Below are 18,004 nucleotides of genomic sequence, written 5' to 3'. Positions count from 1 at the left end.
TGGATTGGTTACGTGCGGTTGATGGTTCGGGCTTCGCCGAGGGTGAGGGTGCCGTCGGCCAGGCCCGCGATGGTCAAGCGGCGGGCCTCGGCGAGGGCGTCGGCCTGGGCGCGCAGCAGGCGTTCCCGGCGTTCGGTCTCGGCGAGGACGGCGTCGAAGCGCTGGACCTCGTCCGGGTCGAGGTCGGGGAGCTGGTAGTCCTCGATACGGCGGGCGGGGCGCACCGCGCTGGGGCTGCGGGCAGTGCCACGGGCCGCACCGAGCAGGGCCGCGAGGACCCGAGGGGAGAGCGGGCGGGTGGCGTCGGCGTTGACGCGGAGCACGCGGGCCGGAAACGCAACGACCGAGAAACCGTCGTGGTCGACGTACACGCCGAGGCGGGGCGCGAGGGTGTAGACGACGTCACCGGGCTCGGTGAGCGCCGCCCGTTCGTACGCCGTCGCCAGCAACAGGCGGTCGATGCGGCGGTCGCCCACGGGTCGTTCGCCGGTGATCTCCTCGGGACCCAGGACGGTGTGGTGGCCGTCCCGGGTGAGCTGCTTCTCGTCGATACGGTGGCCGGGGAAGCGTGTCACCCTGCGTGCGGTGATCAGCTTGCCGAGGGTGGTGCGCCTGGGCAGGCGACCGACCCTGCGCATTACGGCCCCTCGGTAAGGGCCTCGCTCGTCCTCGTACGTGCGGGTATCCGCCGTCGCGCGCTCCAGGCGGGCCTCGGCCTCGGCGATCAGGGCGGGGCGTTCGGTGACCTTGTCGGACCAGATCGCGGAAGCTGGCGGCGCAGGTGGGGTCAGGGGACCGCCGAAGGCCCGGTCCAGGTCGGCGACGGGGACCACACGACCGTAGCGCGGGTCGTGACCGTCGAGTCCTCGGAAGCCTTCTGCCCGCCAGAGGAGGACGTCCTCGGCGAGCCGCATGCGCACACCCGGCGTGAGCTGTTCCGAACTGATGTCGGCCAGTAAGACCATGCCCTCCGCCTCCCGGACGGGACTGCGTGTGAGCGTCCACAGCGCGGGACGGTAGCCGGGGCGGAAGGGCAGGACCCCGCCAGGAAGCGCGATGATCGACTCAACGATGTTCTCGCGCAAGAGGGCCGAGCGGAGCTGTGCGGCCTCGGTGCTCTTCAGTTCGTCGACGAGTGCGTCGGCCGGTCCGAGGACGAGGGCCGTGCAGCCGGGGCGGAGGAGGTAGGCGACGCGTTCGAGCTCCGTCAGGGCGGCGAGTACCGAGCGGTCCTCGCCCGGACGGTACGGGAGCTGGGTGACGACGAGGTCCGGGTCTGCGAAGCGTTCCTCCAGGTCGGAGCCGGTCTGCACGTCCAGGTCGAGTTCGCTTACGCCCGCGAGCAGGAAGCGGCGGCGGGTGATGCGGGTGAGCCGGTCGTCGGGGTCGGCGGCGAGGACGGTGACGCGGTCGCGGTCCTCCGTGTCGTCGAGGAGCGCGGCGAGCAGGTCGCCGGCGCGGGCGTGCGGGTCGGCGAGGGTGAGGGACTCGCCTCGCTCAAGGCGGACGCGGAGGTCGGTGAGCTGGGTGAGCAGGCTCCGCAGCTCCGGGGTGACAGCGTCGGCGGCGAGGGAGTCCAGCCCGAGCCGGGAGCGGGCTGCGAGCAGCCACTCGTACGCGCCGCGCTCGTCGTAGGCGGATTCGACCAGGTCTTCGGCGAGGCGGGCGAGCGGGGCCGCCGTGGCGTCGATCGAGCGAAGCTCGTGGAGTACGAAATCGTCCTCCACGTCGATCCGTTCGGCTCGGCGCAGCAGCGCGGACCAGAGGACCTCGTCGGCTTCGGCGTCGGGCGGGGAGGTTGGGGAGACGTTCGCATTGTCGGCCAGTGGGCGGCCGTCGAGCCGGCGCAGGCACAGCAAGCTGCCCAGCGTCTCGACCAGCTGCCACGGCGTGAAACGGTCCCGCAGCGCGATGATGCCGAAAAGGGCCAGCTCGGATCGGAGCTCCTGCGGGGCGGCGTTGCCAAGGCCGGAGGCGATCAGCCAGTCGGTCACCTGCACGCCGTCGAACAACGGCCGTCCCGAGTTCTCGGACATGGCGGCGGGGAAGTCCGAGTGGCGTCGGCGCCAGGTGGACACGACAGGGCGCTTCACCCGGGCGAACGTCGCGATGTCAGACATCGATACCAGGAGGGGCAGCGGCCCTGGGAAGCGAAGTGCTGGGTCCGGCAGACCAGTGACCACTGTGCGCATCCCTCCCCCGCTCATCTATCGTTGCATCAGCCGCTTCGGCAACCAGGCTGGGCCTCGTCTCACGTCACGGCTCCGCTTGCAGCGGATTCCCGCCCGACGCCACAAGACGATACGCCGACCCCAGCAACGCGAGTGCAGCTTCATTTGATAATGGCGGTTATCAGTCCCTGGATGCAGATTCGCCCCATCGAGCTGTCTCGACCAGCTGGGTGATTCACATCCGAAGCGCCACTCCCCCGAGAGATGCGCCAGAATGACGGATCAGTTTCCCGACTGAACAGCACTGAGGGGGGTGGCAGCGGGAAATGGTCGAGCACAGCCGCGGTCCGTCTTGCCGAAAAGGGTTCACTGCACGGCGCACCTACCAGCCAGCGGTGTTCAACCGCTCTCGGTCCGATGGTTGAGCGCATGGCCGCCGTCGGCGAGAAGGGGCAGACACCGGAGCTCGTGGACGGACCCGGCTGGAGCCGCCCCGGACTGGACGTCGCCGCGGGCCGTTATCCGCTCTCGGTGGAGCGGCATGTGGCGCGCATGGTCGATCACCTGGTCCCCGGGGTGACCACGCAGACGCCGCACGGGCGTTACTACGCACTGCACGGGCTGATCGCGGCGCAAGCCGACGGGGAGGACCTGACGGTCCCGGCCGCCCAGACTCTGCTGCGCCGCGCGGAAGTGGCTTTGGCCGCCGTGTCGTTCGCGCATCATCCGCAGGCTCTGGACTGGCTGCCGCGTGCTCATGGGGTCGATGCCCTTGCCCGGCGGCTGTACTCCGGGACGGTCACCATGTCCGAAGCCGAGGTCCCGGGCAAGGACGGGTACGTGGGCAACTCATGGGGGTTCTGGGCACCGTATGCCGGATCCGAGGTCGCGCTCGGCATCCTCGGTGCGGGCCCCATGCCGGTTCCCGGAACGCGGTTGGAGACCGCGGCACTCCGGGCGGGGCTGGGCGCGCTGCTCGAACTGGCCGCCGAGGACACGCTGAACGTGGATGATCTCGCCTCCTTCGGGGACCGGCTGTGCGTATGCGCAGGCGGTGAGCATCCTGATGGGGAGTGGCTGGCGAACCTCATGTGCGAGCCTGGTGGACCGGCCGAAGCAGGCTCCCGCTCGGCAACGCGCCGCCAGACGATTCAGCTTCTGGCTCGTGTGGTCGCCACACATCCCGTCCGAAATTTCACCCGCGGCATCGGCCATGTGCTCGCTTTCGGCGACTTCCTGACCACTGATCCCGTGACCAGCGGCATCGACGCGGCCGGTGCCTGGCGCGGAGTGGTGCTGCGGAACTACTCCGTCGGAGCGTGGCGCCGCCTGTGGTCCTGGCTCGTGGAGCAGGTCGACGGGCTGGTACCGATCGAGGAAGTGGCCGACCGCTTCGCCGCGGAACTTCCCGACATGACGGTGGACACCTTCCTGTCCTCCCTTCCCGCGACGCAGAACACGACCGGAGCGCCGTTGCCCGCCGAGCACGACCTGAGGTGGGCGGGTGATCCCTTGCCCCTCGCCGAACTGCGGGTGCTCGCCACCAATGCCCGTCGGGTGGACGAACTCACCGGTCGGGTCCGGGACGCGTTCCTCGGCCAGCGCGGTGTCGAGCTCGGCCCGGAATGGGTCCAGCGGCGCCTTGACGAAGCACGGCCCATGAAACTGCGCGATGTCGCCCGCCGACTCACCTACGACCTGGTGGCGCGGTCGCAGCGGATCGCTCTGGCCAAGGCCCGCCGACGTGCTGACGGCACGCTGTGGTTACCGACTCGGCTGCACGAACGGGGCGGGCTCCTGTACCGGACAAGCCAGGAGGGGCGCGGTGACGTCGGGCTACGGCTGGACCAGCTCGGGACCGTTCTGGCCACCTGCGGCGTACTGCACTACCACGACCAGCACTGGTCAGTGACCAGTAGCGGGAGGGCTCTCGTTGACTGAGACCGCACCGGCACCGGTCGTGGTGGCGCCACCAACCGCGTTCGCCTCTCCGCTGACCCTCATCCTCGACGAGGAGCGCACGGGCGGGCGGAACCTGGAAGAAGCACTCTTCCTCAGCTTCACCGCCGATCTCGGCTTCTTCGAGGAGGTCGCTCTCGGCGTCACCCAGGCCACCGGCGCCCGCGTCACGGTGGCGGGAGATGTCTCCATGGCCCGGAACGATCCCCGCTCCGTCCGGCGGGCCGGCCGGAGCTACCTCGCCGGTCTGGCATACGCCCACGGTGCCGCGTTCCATCCCAAGCTGATCGTCCTCGCCGGACCGGAGCACGCCATCATCGCCCTCGGCTCCGGCAACACCACGCTGGCGGGCTGGCAGGCCAACGCCGAACTGTGGACGGTTCTGCGGGTGGACGGCGAGCAGAGTCCCACCGCGGTTCCGGAGTTGTCGGCATGGCTGCGCGACCTCCCGGAAAAGGTGAGGTTCTCCGCCGGAGTGCCACAGGCGCTGGGTCGGGTCGCAGCACTGCTGGACCGGATCCACCGCGCGAGGACACCCAAGGCGCCACAGGTCCGCGTTGTCAGCAGTCTGCGTTCGCCGATCATCGATCAGCTGCCGCAGGGGCCCGTCGATGAACTGGCCGTGTTCGCTCCCTTCTACGACCGGCGCTCGATGGCACTGCGGCGGCTGCTCGAACGCTTCCGTCCGAGCCGGTTCACCCTCGCCTACCAGCCCGGGCTCAGCGATCTCGACGGTCCGTCGGTCGCCGCCCTGGTGAAGGAGTACGACGGACGTGTCATCAGCGACAACGACCAGCGGTACCGCCACGGGAAACTCGTCGAGTGGGTCTCCGAGGGGCAGCGGTGGGCCCTGACTGGCAGCCCGAACCTCTCCGCCGCGGCCCTGCTGCTTTCCCAGGGCGACGGCGGCAACTGCGAGCTCGGCATCATCACCCCCATCCCCGCCACCCTCCTTCCGGACGGCACCGACGAGCCCGCCACCCTGCTGCGCTCGGCCACGCCCCTCCCCCGCCCCGTGGTCAGCAATGGGCCGCTACTGCTCGGTGCCCTACGCGTATCGGACGGCCTGGAGATCAGCATGGCCCGGCCCCTCTCCGACACCGCTCACCTGGAGTTGTCTCAGGCGGCAGCACCGCCGGAGGCATGGGAGCGCATCGCCGACATCCCGCCCGGCCAGGCCACTCTGACGGTGACGGCTCCGGCGGATGCGGGCAGCCGTGTGCGCCTGGTCATCGTCGACAGCGACGGCGTACCGAGCTTCGGCAACATCGTGTTCGTCGTCGACCCTGAGCGCGCGCTGCACCGCATGGTCCCGGCCCAGTCTCGGGCTCCCACGACACAGCCTGCAGAGCTGTTCACGGACCCCAGGCTCGCCGAACGGATCCTGGGCGATCTGGAAACCCTCCGTACGGGACTGATCCCAGTGTCGACGGGCGCCTCCGCAAGCACGAGTAGTGGCAGTACGGCCGTGACGGCTTCGCTGGACGGCGACGAGGACGGCTGGGAGCGCTACCTGGACGAATGCGCTGGGCGCCTCGGGCACCCGCTCACGTGCTTCGCGCTCGGGCTCCCCCTACCCACGGGCACCGGCACGCCCTTTCAGGACCTGCTGCCCGTCTCCTGGGACGAGCGGTTCACCGACGACGTCGAAGCCGCCCTCGATGAGGACGACGCCGAGGCCGTGGCAGCGGAGCACGACCCCGAGGCAGCCGGTGCCGAAGCGGGCACCGCCACACTGCCCGACCTCCGGCAGGCCGACCAGGAAGTCCGCCGCAGGTACCGGCGCTTGGTGGAACGCCTGGTGGCCTTCGCTCTCGCTCCCGAGCGAGGCCCTGTGGAACGCATGCTCGTCGTCCGGCTGACCCTGTGGTTCGTCGCGGCAGGCGCCTGGCCTCCGACACATACCGGCTGGATTCCCCTGCTCTCCCGCGCCGTCCGCGCACTGGGGGAGCATGTGCCCGAGCGCGTTGAGCCCCAGGTCGGTAGCCTCGCCGCAGTCGCCCTCGCCGTGCTCCGAAGTCACGCCCCACGCTACGAGATCGCCCCTGAGACGCTCGCCTTCAACGAAGCTTCCCAGGCAGTCGGTCACCTGCTTCCCGCAGTGGATTCCGCGTACGTCACGGAATACACAGCGCTGCTCGACGCAGCTTTCGGCCCGGCCGTCGACCAGGCCGCCGTGCTCGATGTCGCGTCGGACGTCGTCCAGGACGATCCCCTCGCAGACGCCATATGGTCCCTCACCGAGAAGAGACGCGACGTACACCGCCACGGACAGCTCCTGCTCCACGTCACCGGCCGCTTCAGCAACCCCGCGCTGGTGGCACTCGAAGCAGTCGGCGCCGCCGAAGACGCGCCCCTGGTCGGAGCCTGGGCCGACTCGGGCTCGGACTCCGGCGGGGGAGCCTGGGCTCTGGTCGTCTGGCGTCGGCCCGACCTCATCGTGGTCGATGCCCGCCGGCCCACTCCCCTCTGGCGGCACCACCGGCTCACCGGCCTGGTCGGGCCCAAAGCTCTCGCAGCACAGCGCAGCTTCGAATCCGCCGCCTCCGTACCCCACGGCCCCCGCAACCAGCCCTTCGAACTGGCTCACCAAGTCCTGTCGGACCTCCGTCTGGCCGGGCCCCGGCCACCACAATGTGAGCCATAGCCCGCGGGCTACTCTGCATGCCCGTCCGGCGGGACACCGCGTCCACCGGCTACCGATGGCCACGATCCCGCGGATCTGTCTACGGCAAGGTGTGGGCGGAGAGTTGCTGTATGCCTACGCGGTCCGGGTTCATCAATCCGCCGCTGCCTCGCCCCTGTCGATCATGGCCATCCACTCGGACATCTCTTCCTCAGCCTGACGTTCGTCAGCAGCGCTTTGTTCCTTGTCCTCCTCCCAGGCCACGCTCTTGAAGATCTCCTCCGCTTCCCACTCATCAAGCAGCTCGTGAGGTCTGTGATCCCAGTCGCCGAGTTCCCCGTAGTACTCCCTGGCGCTGTACAGCAGCCGGAGATCCGCCTCGATGAGTCGATAGCGGGGGCTCGCCTCGTAGAAACGCTGGTGTGTCGGGCGCCGAAGGTTCACCTCGACCGCCCCGAGGTAGCTCTCCGACTCGGCCAGGAGCGCTTGGTGCAGGTCATCTAGTTGGCCTCTGCGCACGCCGCGCACGAGGGCGAAGGCCACTTCCACATCCGCCAGCAGAGTGCCCAGGCCGTCAATGGAGTGCGTCGACCACACCTTGGGCGCACCTGCCAAGAGGGCCGCGGCGATGTCGAGCGGCTTCGGCAGGCCGGTCAGCCCCGAGTGGGTGAAGAGAGTACCCACAGCGACCGTAAGATCGCGCCGGAACTCCGGCATCACACGCATCAGCTGCCGGAATGTCTCGCGCTCGATCTGCCCTGGGTCGACCTCAAGTTCGTTGAAGTGCAGCGCCACGGTGACGTCATCGTTGCTCGGGTCACGAGGAGCACCTGGCGGCCGGGATCCCGACCCGCGCGACGACACCCCTGTCTCGAAGTCATCGACAGCGAGCGTCCTTGCAATTTGGCCCTCTCCCTGAACGATGTACTTCATGTACGCCCCTTCTGCGGTTTGCGGCTTCCCGAAAAACTGCGCGGAGATCCAAATCGCATCGGCCGATTCGCCCACGACAAGGCCAATCCCCGCGTAAGCGGCCAGCTCCGCTTCCGCGCTGACCAAATTCGTGCCGGCGGTGACGGTGGTGAGCCATTGCGGGTCATACCGGATCATGACCGTACGTCCGCCCAGCCGAAAGGACAGGTAGGGGTCGTCTTGCCATACTCCAGTAAGCGGCCGAGGAAACGGCCGCTTGGACACATTGTGGCTACGCATCGGCGCGTTGAACGCCACGTACATCCCCTGCTGGATCGCATCCAGACGCGCTTCGTCGAGAGGAACGGCGTGCTCCCGCCACGACTCGAAGACGGGACGCACCGTCCCGACGAACACCCCGGGAGCGAACCCCTGCCCGGAGAACGGCCGCGTCGGGTCGAGGCCGGCACGTTGAGCCGCCTGTTGCACGACATCCCCGCCCGGAAGCATGGCGACCCTCGGCACATTGAGGTAGTCGATGCTGCTGTAGCTCATCCTCCACGCCTGTCCGGCTTTCCTCAGCGCGGCGGTCCAGGTCTCATGCTCCGCCTTGAGGCTGGACAGCTCCTCAACGGTGTACGCCTTCCCGTTGTTCTTGTCGACGATGTCGTGGCAGGTCGAGCACAACAACAGGAGGTTCGATACCGCGTTCCTGACCTCGATCGGCAGGGCGGGGTCCGCACGGGGCCCGTGATCGCTGAGCGCCACGTTGTGCGCCGTCTGAGCCGTTGGGGTGCGTCCGGCAGTCCCAGGGTCCAGCTCCCGCCGACACATCTGGCACATACCGTTTGCCAGCCGCCAGAGCTCCCGGCGAACGCTCTCACTGGCCTCCGGCCCTCTGGCCATACCGCCCCCACCCCACTGCCACTTCGATTCGTACACGCGTGCACGCCGCTCGGACGCACCGAATCCTGCCAGCGATCAAGCTTCCAAGCGGCAACTCCACGCCATCTCTTCAGGCACCTCACGCGACATTGGCCGACACCGCATGGTTTCAGCCGTCGTAAAAATGCCCTCATGCCCGTTCCGATCTGAGCAGCTTCCCATCGGGGCGATCGCGAAGCTCATGGGGATATCGAAAAAACGGTGAACCGAGCGCTGGCCATTTATCGGCCGCCGAAGCAGCAACGGGCCCTGAAGGGCTCGGCTGGTCGCGCCATCGAAGCACGGACCGCAAGCTGCTGCGTGAGACGGTGACGATACCGACCACCGTGATCGTCGAGCGAACCAGCCAGAAAGTGGCGCAGCCGCCACCTCAGCCAAGCCATCCGGCGATGGCGTGGGCGAGCGCCTCGCCCCCCTGCTGCACCGCGGTCCCCGCCACCAGGGCCGGCAGCGCCTGCACGGCCCCGCGCAGTGCCCCCACCGCCTGCGCGTCCGGCGCGGTCAGTGAGGTGTCGATGGAGTCCGCCATGGCGCGGAGCACCTGCGTGTTCGGCAAGACCGCTCCGTTCCGATCCACCTCGGTGCGGAACGCGGCAAGGAGATCGCGCACGGTTTCCACGTCGACGGTGGCGCCCTGGACGGATGCGGACTGGTGAACGTTCGAGATGTTCTGCCCCACCACGTTCTGGAGCGGGGCGATGTTGTTGCCGCCGATGCTGATACCCGAGCCATGCCCCTGTTCCGGGTCGGGGCGGCGACGTCCCACAGCCATCAACTTCGTCCTCCTTGAGCCTTGTTGTCCTGGCCAACGTTGCTGATGCCGCTGCCGGCGACGTTCTGGATGGGTGCGTTGTTGTCGCCGTAGACCTGGATGTTGGTGATGACCGCCGCCACCTGGCGCTCGTACGGAGCAGTGTCGACGCCCAGCTCTTCGAGGTACTCGGAGACCGCACGGAAGATGCACGTCTGCATGAGGACGACGTGCCGCTTCGCGTCGTCGGCCTGGTGCATGTCGGTGACTTCTTCGATGGAGTACCTATCACGGAGGCTGACTGGATCCTTTTCCTCGGCCCGGCCGTCCTCCGACTGCACTCCGAGCGCGAGCCGGGTCACCAGCCGCCACAGTGCGAGCGGCCCATGGACGGCGTCCAGCAGGGCCTGCACCACCACCCAGCCATACAGTCTCGTCCCACGCTTGACCACGGGTGCGTCCGTCACCCTCAGTTCGTGGTAGAGGGGCGTCATCACGTGGGGACGCAGTGTCAGTCGTAGTTCGCCTGCCTCCAGCGCGGCGTGCGCGAACAGAGTGACCACGACCTGGCCGTCCCAACTGACGCACTGCGGCCGCAGATACAGCCGGTCCGGCACACTGGGCGGTGACCGGCGGCCCCGGCCGCGCAGGTCCGGCAGCTCCAGCTTCGCGGCGCGCGTCCTTCGCAGCCACAGCTCGGACGGCAGCACGAGGACCTCCGTGACGGAAAACCCGGGCAACGGATCAGTGATCTCCCGTGCGCCACGGCCCAGTTCCCCGAGTGCGTCGCCCATCCTCCGCAGCAGCTCCTTCTCGCCGAAGGGCTTGACCGACACCTCCGGGTCCTTGGCCTTGAGCGAGATGCCGATGTCGGCAACGCCCCATACATAGCGTCCGGCTCCAACGAACGTCTCCGGGTGGTCGTAGGGCAGTTCGGACCGCGTCTGTTCGTGGCTGATGAGAGCCATCCGGCGCTTGGCCTTCGCCGATGCCCACGGCAGACGGTCGGACTCGATGCCGTCCCGGACGATCCTGGACAACTCGGCCCGCGCCATGAGGCGATCTCCCACACAGACGAGCACGGCTCCGGCCAGCAGGACGAACGGCAGCAGGAGCAACCCGGTCCGCAGGGCGACCGCCTCGCCGCGTATCGGCTCGTAGGGCACAACCGCGAGTATCCAGGGGACACACAGAACGAGATACGCCAGACGGGGCGAGGGCGCCAGCCTCGACTTCTTGCCCTTGCGGGCGGCTCGCAGCCCAGCCCACCACATGAGGCAAGCCAGCAAGACGGCTCCGCCCCACACGAGGGCGGCTCGGGGGACCTCGTACGCAACAGCGACGGCGAGGAGCAGGACGAGCGCTCGCCGCAGCCATCGGCGTCGCCGTGCGCGCAGACTGTGCGCGATGACGGGTACGAGGTCGAATCCGTACGACGGGACAGGCAGCGGCGGCCCGTGGAGGACGTGATCCCTCACCCACTGGGCCATGGGTTCGCCCAGGGACGGGCAGTCGTCACTGCCGTCCAGGTAGATGCGTCTGCGAGTGCTGCGCCGGGGCTTGTTCGGTTTCCGGTCCTTGCCCCGGATCTTGCTCCACCACGCCTTGACGGCCTTGACCCGGCCGGGACGGGTGTAGACGGCCTGGCACAGCAGCCTGGTTACCTCCGACGAGGTCGGGTCCACCTCACCGGAGCCGCCGCCGTCAGAGGCGGCAGGTCCCGCCTGAACCGGCACTGCGGGCCCGTCGACCATTCCTTCGGCGCCACGCCCCTCTCGTACACGCAGTCCCCGACCGAACCCCATGCCCGCCCCCCGTTCGCCAGTACGGCGGGCATCCTCACGGTGAAGTCCCGGATCCACCAGACCGCAAACGCGACAATCCACTCAACCAGCGGAGATGGGTGAAGGATTGACCGAATACCGCCTCAGTCGAGATTTCGTCGTGCACGGCTCAACGCGTGCCGCCCCACCCATAGCGCTTCTCGTCGGGCCCGTACGGGCTCCAGCCCTTCAAATACGGCTTCAGATCCTCCGGTTCCGGCTCCTTCGATGCCGGCATGGTGGGAAGTTGGTGCAACGGGTCCACGGACTGCGTGTATCGGCGCGCCCAGGCCAGCCATCGTCGCGCTGAGGCGACTTGGGGCTCCTCCACGTCGGTCTCCTCCGCGATTCGGTGTTCCAGGGCATCGCAGTACGCACGCAGTGCGGTTGTCTCCTGCCAACTGCTGGCCTGTTCGCGGAGCGTGTCAGCCAGTTGGGCCTGTAGTGCCTGCTCTGTTGCCTTCTCCATGGCTGCTCGCCAGCGGACCTCCCGGTCCGTCTTGGCCCGCGCCTCAGCCTCCTTCCGCTGGACATCTTCCGCAGCCCGGGTCTCGATCTCCCGGAGCACCGCGCCCAGGACGTCCTCCAACACCCACCGCTTGCGATCGCCCCACCTGCTCTGCCGGTCCGAGCGCGGGTAGCCGAGCTCGATGACGAGCTTTTGAGACCGTTCCGGGTCAGTGGACTGGGGGAACTCCTGCTGGATCATGACCGCACAGGCGTAACCGTCGACGACCACGTCGACCTCTCCGACGCGCCACGAGCAGCCCGGCCGGTCCCGTACTCCGTATCCCCGCCGTACCGCTTCGGCAGCCAGACCCTGAAACAGTAGAAGCGCCCGGCGGCGGAGCGCCGTCGGCATGATCAGACGCCTCTCGTCGTCCCTCAGCGCCGCCACGATCGGGTGCGCCGAGCGCAGTTGCGTGGGCACCCTGACGCGTGGCGCCTCGTCTGGTGCCTCCCTCGCGAGTTCGGGTGCGGGCCGGATGCCAAGTACAACTCCAGTCCGCGGCGACCGTAACTCCGCTTCTCGATGCGCTTTCCGGGAGGCTCAAGGCCATGCCGTTTCGCGTAGTTGACGGCGCGCCGCCACTCCGTCACCTCTGTCTCCTCGGGATCGGGGACAACGACACTCCCCTCAGCGATGAGCCGCTCGACGAGATCAGTCGCCTTGGCACGCCGTGCCCGGGCCACGGGTCTCTCGCTGTACGGCACGGAACTCCGTCTGCGAGCCGCAGGCCGCGTCCCGTCACCATCTTGTGCGGCATCGCCCTGCTCTCCCGGGCCCGAAGCTGCACCCTGCGCCGCGTCATCAGCCTGCGCCGGGTGATCCGGATGGCGGCCATGTTCAAGGTAGAAGTTCCCGGCCTGTGTGACCCGTACCTCGACGGCACCGCCTCCGCGCTTGACTGTCACCAGCCCGCGGTCCCGCAATGCGTATACCGAACGCCACCCACTCGCGCCGTGCGCATCGAGGGCCTCGCCGGCCGCGAGACGACCGAGGAGTGCCTGCTGCCGCTCGTTCAAGGTGGACCACCGATGCATAGGTCCCAGCCCACACCGCACCCCAGCGGTCCGCAATGACTCGTACGAGTGACAGCGCCCGCCGGCGAGCCACCGGGAGGGAGTAGAACGGCCCACAGCGTGCCGAACTCTGGTCGTCACCGCACGGATGTCAGTGGCGTGGGCCACCATAGGCACCGCAGCCATGACAAACCGTGGGGGGACTGCATGACCACTGACGAGCCGCGCTCCGGGCTACCCGTCGAATTTCTGCTTGCCATCGCCGCGGAGGCGGGTCCCGGCTCACCGCCGATCCGCATGGCACTGGAGAAGGCCCGAGACCTGCCGGAAGGAACCCATCGCGACGATCTCCTGCTGGCGCTGCTCCGTGGCGCGCTCAGCGGCTCGGCTCCGGAGTGGATGCTCAAGGCCGCGGCGGACAGTGGTCTGAAGGAGGAAGTCCAGCCCTACGGTGGCTCCCCTCTGTCCCTCGCCCGCGTGGCGCTCACGCATCCGTCGTGCCCGGATTCGCTGCGTGAGGAGGCCCTACGCCGCTGCACCGTCGCGCAACTGGGCGCTCTCGGTCACGAAGGCTGTGGTGAAGCACTGGCCGCGGCTGTGGTGTCCGAGCTGAAGGACCGTTGCCCACACAGACAGCCGATGACCCCGGAGTTGCTGGAAGAGCCCTGTGTCTCACAGCTGATCCTGCGCGAACCCCGTCTGCACGACGCCGTGTTCTTCGCCGCTCTCGGCCTCCTCCCCGAGTTTCCTCAACTCCCCGCCGAGGACGAATCCGAAGAAGACGGCGACCTCACGCGCTACGACAGGTTCTGGGAAGCCCGGAAAGCCTGGGAGGGCACGTGGGAACACATCGTGACCATGCAGACCGGCCGCCATCACCAACTGATCGACTGGGCGCCGGACAGCCGTTCCAGGACGACCATCCGTGATCACCTCCTCGGCACCGTCCCGTGGGACGTTGAGCCGTCCTTGCTGGAAGAGATGGCCTCCGAGGACTTGGCCGGCTTCGCCGTCAGCGACCTGATCACCCGCCTGTGCGGGATGCTGCGGGACGGCATCCCCGAGTACGAGGCCCGTTCCCGGATCGCAGTCGAGCTCGACGCGCTGAAGCCCGAGGCGCGCGAGCGCACCGAGGACTACTTCAACGACGTTGCCGGCATCCGAAAGTACGGGTTGCGTGCGGCAGCCTCCTGGGTCGCATCCAGAGCGGACGGTTCCTGGCGCTACATCCTCACCCCCTCCGAAGCAAAGACCCCCTATGGCAAGTCGCGCGACTGGCTGGCATCCGAGAAACTGCTCGCCACCCTCGGCGGACGCTTCGCAGCCACGGCCGTCAAGGCCCTTCACCTGTGGGAGCCCGACCCGGGCCCCCTCCGCCCGAGCCCCCGAGATCTGCGCTGGCTGCATGCGGCACTGCTGCACCTACCGCACGTGACGGAGGAAGTGAAAGAGAAAGCCCGTGCCGTGATCCGGCACGTCCGTCCCAGCTCACGCAGCCCATGGGAACACCTCGACTACAAGACGCAGCAGGGTGACCAACGGCTCGCCGAGCTTCGCACGGCAATCGAGCGCATCCTGGGTGACCCTGCCGCGGTATCACGCGGCTCGGCACTCGGAGACCCCGATCAGGTCACTGCCCGCGAACTGGCCCGCGCCTCCGACGAGGTCCTCGGCGACTACCTGACCCGACATGCCGGAGACGACGCCCTCGTGGAACTCGCGCTGCTGTCCTTCGCCACCAGCTCGTACCGGTCGAAGCCGTCCTTCTCAGAGGTCCTGTCAGGCCATTCCTCCCCGGAGGCAGCGCTGGCCCAGATCACCACGGACCTCCGAAAGCGTCTCGGCGGTGGGCCCCACTTGAGGGAGGCATGGACCCGCCAGGTCTTGGCACTTCCCGACCTCACACCGGAACTGGTCCGCGCCTTGCCGGCGTGGACAGCCCTGACCGTCGGCGGCCCTCGTTACGGAACGGCCCACGAGGCCGTGGCATCGGTCGTGCTGGCCGCGCTCGGCGACAGCGGCGAAGCGTGGTCTCGCTTCGCCGCCAGTCCGGCCTCATACTCCGGACCGACGGCGTGGCTACGACTCGGAGACGTCCTCGATGCTGCCGCAAAAGAAACGGACTGGCCGACACCGCCGAACTCAAAGTGACTGCCGAGAGTGACACCGCACCCATGCAAATTCCCGCGCGCAACGCGACGAGCAGAAGCGCTCGCAGCCCCGCCGCTCGACCAGTGGGAGAAATCTGGGAGAAGATCTTCTCCCAGAGCCCCTCCGAGACCGCGCCACACCAGTCGATACCAACACCCTGACCTGCGCAAACAGAAAACAGGCAGGTGTCGATCACGCCCGAACCTCATTCGGGACGAAGAGGTCGTGGGTTCAAATCCCGCCACCCCGACAGTGAAGTACCAGGTCAGGGGCCTGATCCGCAGTGCGGGTCGGGCCCCTGAGTGGTTGTGCGGGCGTCTTGGGTGCCGCTTGGGAGTCAAGTTCGGAATTCGACTCCCAAAGGAGAGCTGACGGAACACCTGAGGAGCCCGACCCCTCCGAGCGCGCCCAATCACACCCAAGCCGCCGGTTCATGTCTCTCCCTGACCGGCCACGAGGGAGCAGGCATCGCTCATCGCCGCCGGAACCGGCTCGCTATTCAAGCGTCGCCGACAGTCCTGGACGCGGGATCCGATGGGCTGGGTGACCGGCGGGTGGCAGTGGTGCTGGAAGGCCCTTGTTCCATGGCTCCACACCGAACAACTCACCCGAAGCGAATCCCTGTTCGCGCTCCACCGATCACACGGCCGGACAGAGAACCGCCGGTGAACGGATGGCCGGTGATTAGAATCGTGTCTCATGTCGAAGCTTGACGAGCTGCTTGTTGAGGTCGCCGCCCTGGTGGAGTCCGGGCGCAGCAATCAGATGTCTCTGACCGTGGTCGCCGGTGGTGCTGTCATCACGGGTCGCCTGGCTCCCGAAGCCGTGTGGAGGGAGCGGGTGTCGGAGGTGCTGGCGGCCTCGGCACGCCTGAGCAATTTCTCCGCCGTCTTCACGGCTGTGACGGGCAAGGAGGGACCGCCCACGCATCTGCATTTCCATGTGGCGCGAATTCTGCAGGGCGCGGTGGGGATCCCGGAGACGGGTGGGATGTACCGCGTGGCGATCGAGGACGTGAGCGCCTGGACCATCGGCGACTTCAGCTACTCCGATCATTGATTTGCGGTCGTGCCGAGGAAGTTTCGGTACGCGGTGAGGGTTCGACCGGCGTGTCCCGGTCGGATCCTCACTCGTGTACTGGTGGCTGCTCGTGTCTGCCTGTCGGTCAGACGGCCGCACGGGCTTCGAGCATCGCGAAACCTGTTGGAACCGGTTGAGAACGCGCGTGGGCGCGGCGGCGGCCCGAAGTAGAGCGCGGCAGGTAAATCCGAGCTGGGCCATGGCCCGGAGGAATACACCGACGCTGAGACCACGGCGGTCCTGGTGTGGTCCTGGTGTGGTCCTGGTGTGTGATGACCTGGCCAGCCTGTTCGGCGGGGTAGGTACGACGGTCGATGATCACGGACTCGCCGGAGACCTGCTCGGGCTTGGCGCCCGCACACGTGGAGGGGCCTGGGTGCCGTACTGGCACCCAGGCCCCGAAGGAACTGCTACACCATCTGCCGGCCCTCGTACTGCGCCGACCTTCTGTATCCGCCTGCCCACCCGGGAGAGGGTGGGGAATGCGGGGATCGCGGTTGCTTGACCGGAGACCACCTCACTGTCGATGTCCTGCGGTACCCGGGCTCAAGACCAACGCCCGGGCGATCCTGATGGCGCTCGGCTCCTCCGTTCTTCCCTCTGGGATCTATTACTTACTTTTGCGGAACTGCGTACTGCTGGTGATGCGAGTGCTCGTGGCCTGCTGTAGCGCCACCTTCGGCAGCCAGCCCCGTCGCCCTTCCTGCGTCTGTTCTGGCTTAGAACCCCACTACCGAACCTCCCGGTGCGCGCGCCCGCAGCCGACGCCTTCACCGAGGTACTGCTCCTGCGTTAACTGCGGTACTGCTGAAAACGGCAGCCCCTGATAACTGCGGGCCACCCGGTCCGGTCGTCAGCCCCGTCGCCGTCCTGCACCGCTCTGGCTTCGGAACTCCACCACCGCACCGTCCTGCGTAATGCGCTTGCGTGTACTGCTGCCCGGCAGTTCGTCTCTGCCGGGCTCTGCTGATCTCGGCTACGAGAGAAACCATAACCACGCCACCGGCCAATGTCTACTCCGGCCGACACAGGTTTTTGTGTGCCGGTCGGAGAGATAGTCGACCACGACCGCAGTTGGGCGCGCGGCGGTCACACTTCAGGCGGAACCACCGCTCCGAGCAGCGGCGATTCGCCGGCTTCGGTTCCGCGGACACCGCCACATTTGTCGCCGGCGCACGCGAGAACACGTCAATGAGGCGCTTCGCCTCAAGCGCGGCCGGGACCTGGACCGGCTCAGGGAACTGGTCGGCCGACTCCAGATGTGACTGTCGTCACAGGCGTGGCGGTGTCGAGAATGTTGTGCCGGCTCCGTCCCAGGGGCACGAGTGGCCACGACAGGCCGTACCAGAGCTGCATACCAGAAAGGACCATTTGTCATGGCTGTCGCCGATGACCTCGACCACGCCACCGACTCGCAAGCGGACTGGGTCGCTGAGCAGACCCGTACGTATCTGTCCTCGGGTGGCGCCGAGGGACACGAGTCGAACGGCGTCTCCATGCTCGTGCTCGCCACGACCGGACGCAGGACCGGCATCGCGCGCCGCACCTGCCTGATCTACGGCACCGCGGGCGAGGACTTCATCGTCGTCGCCTCCAACGGTGGCGCCGACGAGCATCCGGCATGGTTCGAGAACCTCCATGCGGAACCGAGTGTCGGGGTGCAGGTCGGCAGCCGTCGCTTCACCGCTCGCGCCCGGGTCGCCACCGCGGCCGAACGCGGGCCCCTCTGGCTCCAGATGGCCCGTATCTTCCCGCTGTACGACGAGTACACGCAGAAGACCGACCGCGAAATCCCGATCGTTCTGCTCACTCCGCAGGACTGAACCCGAGATCGCTGCGCGAGGCCGCCTCAACGTCCCTTCTGGGCCCGGCTCGTGGTCGACTGTCGCCCAGCACGTCCTCAAGACCGGCGCGCACTTGCCCTCGTCCGGCAGGTGCACAGCCGCCCCTTTCTCCGCTGTGTCACTGCTCGTCGAGCCAAGTCCAATCGAGTCGGGTCGAGTCGAGTCGAGTCGAGTCACGTCGCAACGTCGCCCGTCGGCACCTCCGCCCAGACCGTCTT

At 67.9% G+C, this 18,004-nt stretch carries 10 protein-coding genes and 1 pseudogene; 5 read left to right on the top strand and 6 right to left on the bottom strand.

The annotated features are described in order from the left end of the window. Positions 1 to 8 precede the first annotated feature (8 nt). Entirely contained in the window at positions 9 to 2,120 is a 2,112-nt protein-coding gene (locus tag AOK01_RS02080; protein WP_055507736.1) for a hypothetical protein, read from the bottom strand. A 480-nt stretch (positions 2,121 to 2,600) separates the two neighbouring features. Here AOK01_RS02080 and AOK01_RS02075 point away from each other — a divergent pair, with 480 nt between their 5' ends. Together AOK01_RS02075 and AOK01_RS02070 are read left to right on the top strand one after the other, a co-directional pair. After that, positions 2,601 to 4,112 carry a hypothetical protein gene (locus tag AOK01_RS02075; protein WP_055507734.1) on the top strand — a complete coding sequence of 504 codons (1,512 nt, stop codon included), beginning with the start codon at positions 2,601 to 2,603 and terminating at the stop codon, positions 4,110 to 4,112. After that, positions 4,105 to 6,777, top strand: coding sequence for a hypothetical protein (locus AOK01_RS02070; protein ID WP_157871160.1), 2,673 nt, complete (start codon positions 4,105 to 4,107; stop codon positions 6,775 to 6,777). Before AOK01_RS02075 ends, AOK01_RS02070 begins: the two co-directional genes overlap by 8 nt. A 132-nt stretch (positions 6,778 to 6,909) precedes the next feature. On the opposite strand, the gene AOK01_RS02065 is transcribed toward AOK01_RS02070, so the two are convergent. The 4 genes from AOK01_RS02065 to AOK01_RS44600 all read right to left on the bottom strand — a co-directional run bounded on the left by AOK01_RS02065 (position 6,910) and on the right by AOK01_RS44600 (position 12,118). Continuing rightward, entirely contained in the window at positions 6,910 to 8,436 is a 1,527-nt protein-coding gene (locus AOK01_RS02065) for a hypothetical protein (RefSeq protein ID WP_157871159.1), read from the bottom strand. A gap of 547 nt (positions 8,437 to 8,983) precedes the next feature. Continuing rightward, positions 8,984 to 9,385, bottom strand: a complete 402-nt coding sequence (locus AOK01_RS02060) for a hypothetical protein (protein WP_055507728.1) — start codon at positions 9,383 to 9,385, stop codon at positions 8,984 to 8,986. Continuing rightward, complete coding sequence (locus AOK01_RS44605; protein WP_245702038.1) at positions 9,385 to 11,100, bottom strand: hypothetical protein; 1,716 nt, start codon at positions 11,098 to 11,100, stop codon at positions 9,385 to 9,387. Before AOK01_RS44605 ends, AOK01_RS02060 begins: the two co-directional genes overlap by 1 nt. A 217-nt stretch (positions 11,101 to 11,317) precedes the next feature. Continuing rightward, entirely contained in the window at positions 11,318 to 12,118 is an 801-nt protein-coding gene (locus AOK01_RS44600; protein WP_245702037.1) for a YwdI family protein, read from the bottom strand. Between the two features lie 800 nt (positions 12,119 to 12,918). Between AOK01_RS44600 and AOK01_RS02045 the strand changes: the two genes are divergently transcribed. After that, entirely contained in the window at positions 12,919 to 14,862 is a 1,944-nt protein-coding gene (locus AOK01_RS02045; RefSeq protein ID WP_055507726.1) for a hypothetical protein, read from the top strand. Positions 14,863 to 15,561: 699 nt separating this feature from the next. Continuing rightward, entirely contained in the window at positions 15,562 to 15,921 is a 360-nt protein-coding gene (locus AOK01_RS02040) for a hypothetical protein (protein ID WP_055507724.1), read from the top strand. Positions 15,922 to 16,056: 135 nt separating this feature from the next. Here AOK01_RS02040 and AOK01_RS44595 read toward each other — a convergent pair. Beyond that, positions 16,057 to 16,297: pseudogene (locus tag AOK01_RS44595) on the bottom strand (SCO5918 family protein); the annotation flags it as partial. A 1,021-nt stretch (positions 16,298 to 17,318) separates the two neighbouring features. Here AOK01_RS44595 and AOK01_RS02035 point away from each other — a divergent pair. Beyond that, positions 17,319 to 17,765 (top strand): nitroreductase family deazaflavin-dependent oxidoreductase, encoded by a 447-nt coding sequence (locus AOK01_RS02035; RefSeq protein ID WP_055507722.1) that lies wholly within the window; start codon positions 17,319 to 17,321, stop codon positions 17,763 to 17,765. The last annotated feature ends 239 nt before the right edge of the window (positions 17,766 to 18,004 follow it).

This window comes from Streptomyces aurantiacus (assembly GCF_001418335.1).
GTDB classification, from domain to species: Bacteria; Actinomycetota; Actinomycetes; order Streptomycetales; family Streptomycetaceae; genus Streptomyces; species Streptomyces aurantiacus.
Note: the sequence above shows the minus strand (reverse complement) of the source record. Positions and strands in the feature narration are given on the sequence as shown.

What these genes read in the sequence shown, in the direction of transcription:
- AOK01_RS02040 (WP_055507724.1), top strand. Translation starts at nt 15,562, where the DNA reads ATGTCGAAGCTTGACGAGCTGCTTGTTGAGGTCGCCGCCCTGGTGGAG.
- AOK01_RS02045 (WP_055507726.1), top strand. Translation starts at nt 12,919, where the DNA reads ATGACCACTGACGAGCCGCGCTCCGGGCTACCCGTCGAATTTCTGCTT.
- AOK01_RS02080 (WP_055507736.1), bottom strand. Translation starts at nt 2,120, where the DNA reads ATGTCTGACATCGCGACGTTCGCCCGGGTGAAGCGCCCTGTCGTGTCC.
- AOK01_RS02060 (WP_055507728.1), bottom strand. Translation starts at nt 9,385, where the DNA reads ATGGCTGTGGGACGTCGCCGCCCCGACCCGGAACAGGGGCATGGCTCG.
- AOK01_RS02075 (WP_055507734.1), top strand. Translation starts at nt 2,601, where the DNA reads ATGGCCGCCGTCGGCGAGAAGGGGCAGACACCGGAGCTCGTGGACGGA.
- AOK01_RS02035 (WP_055507722.1), top strand. Translation starts at nt 17,319, where the DNA reads ATGGCTGTCGCCGATGACCTCGACCACGCCACCGACTCGCAAGCGGAC.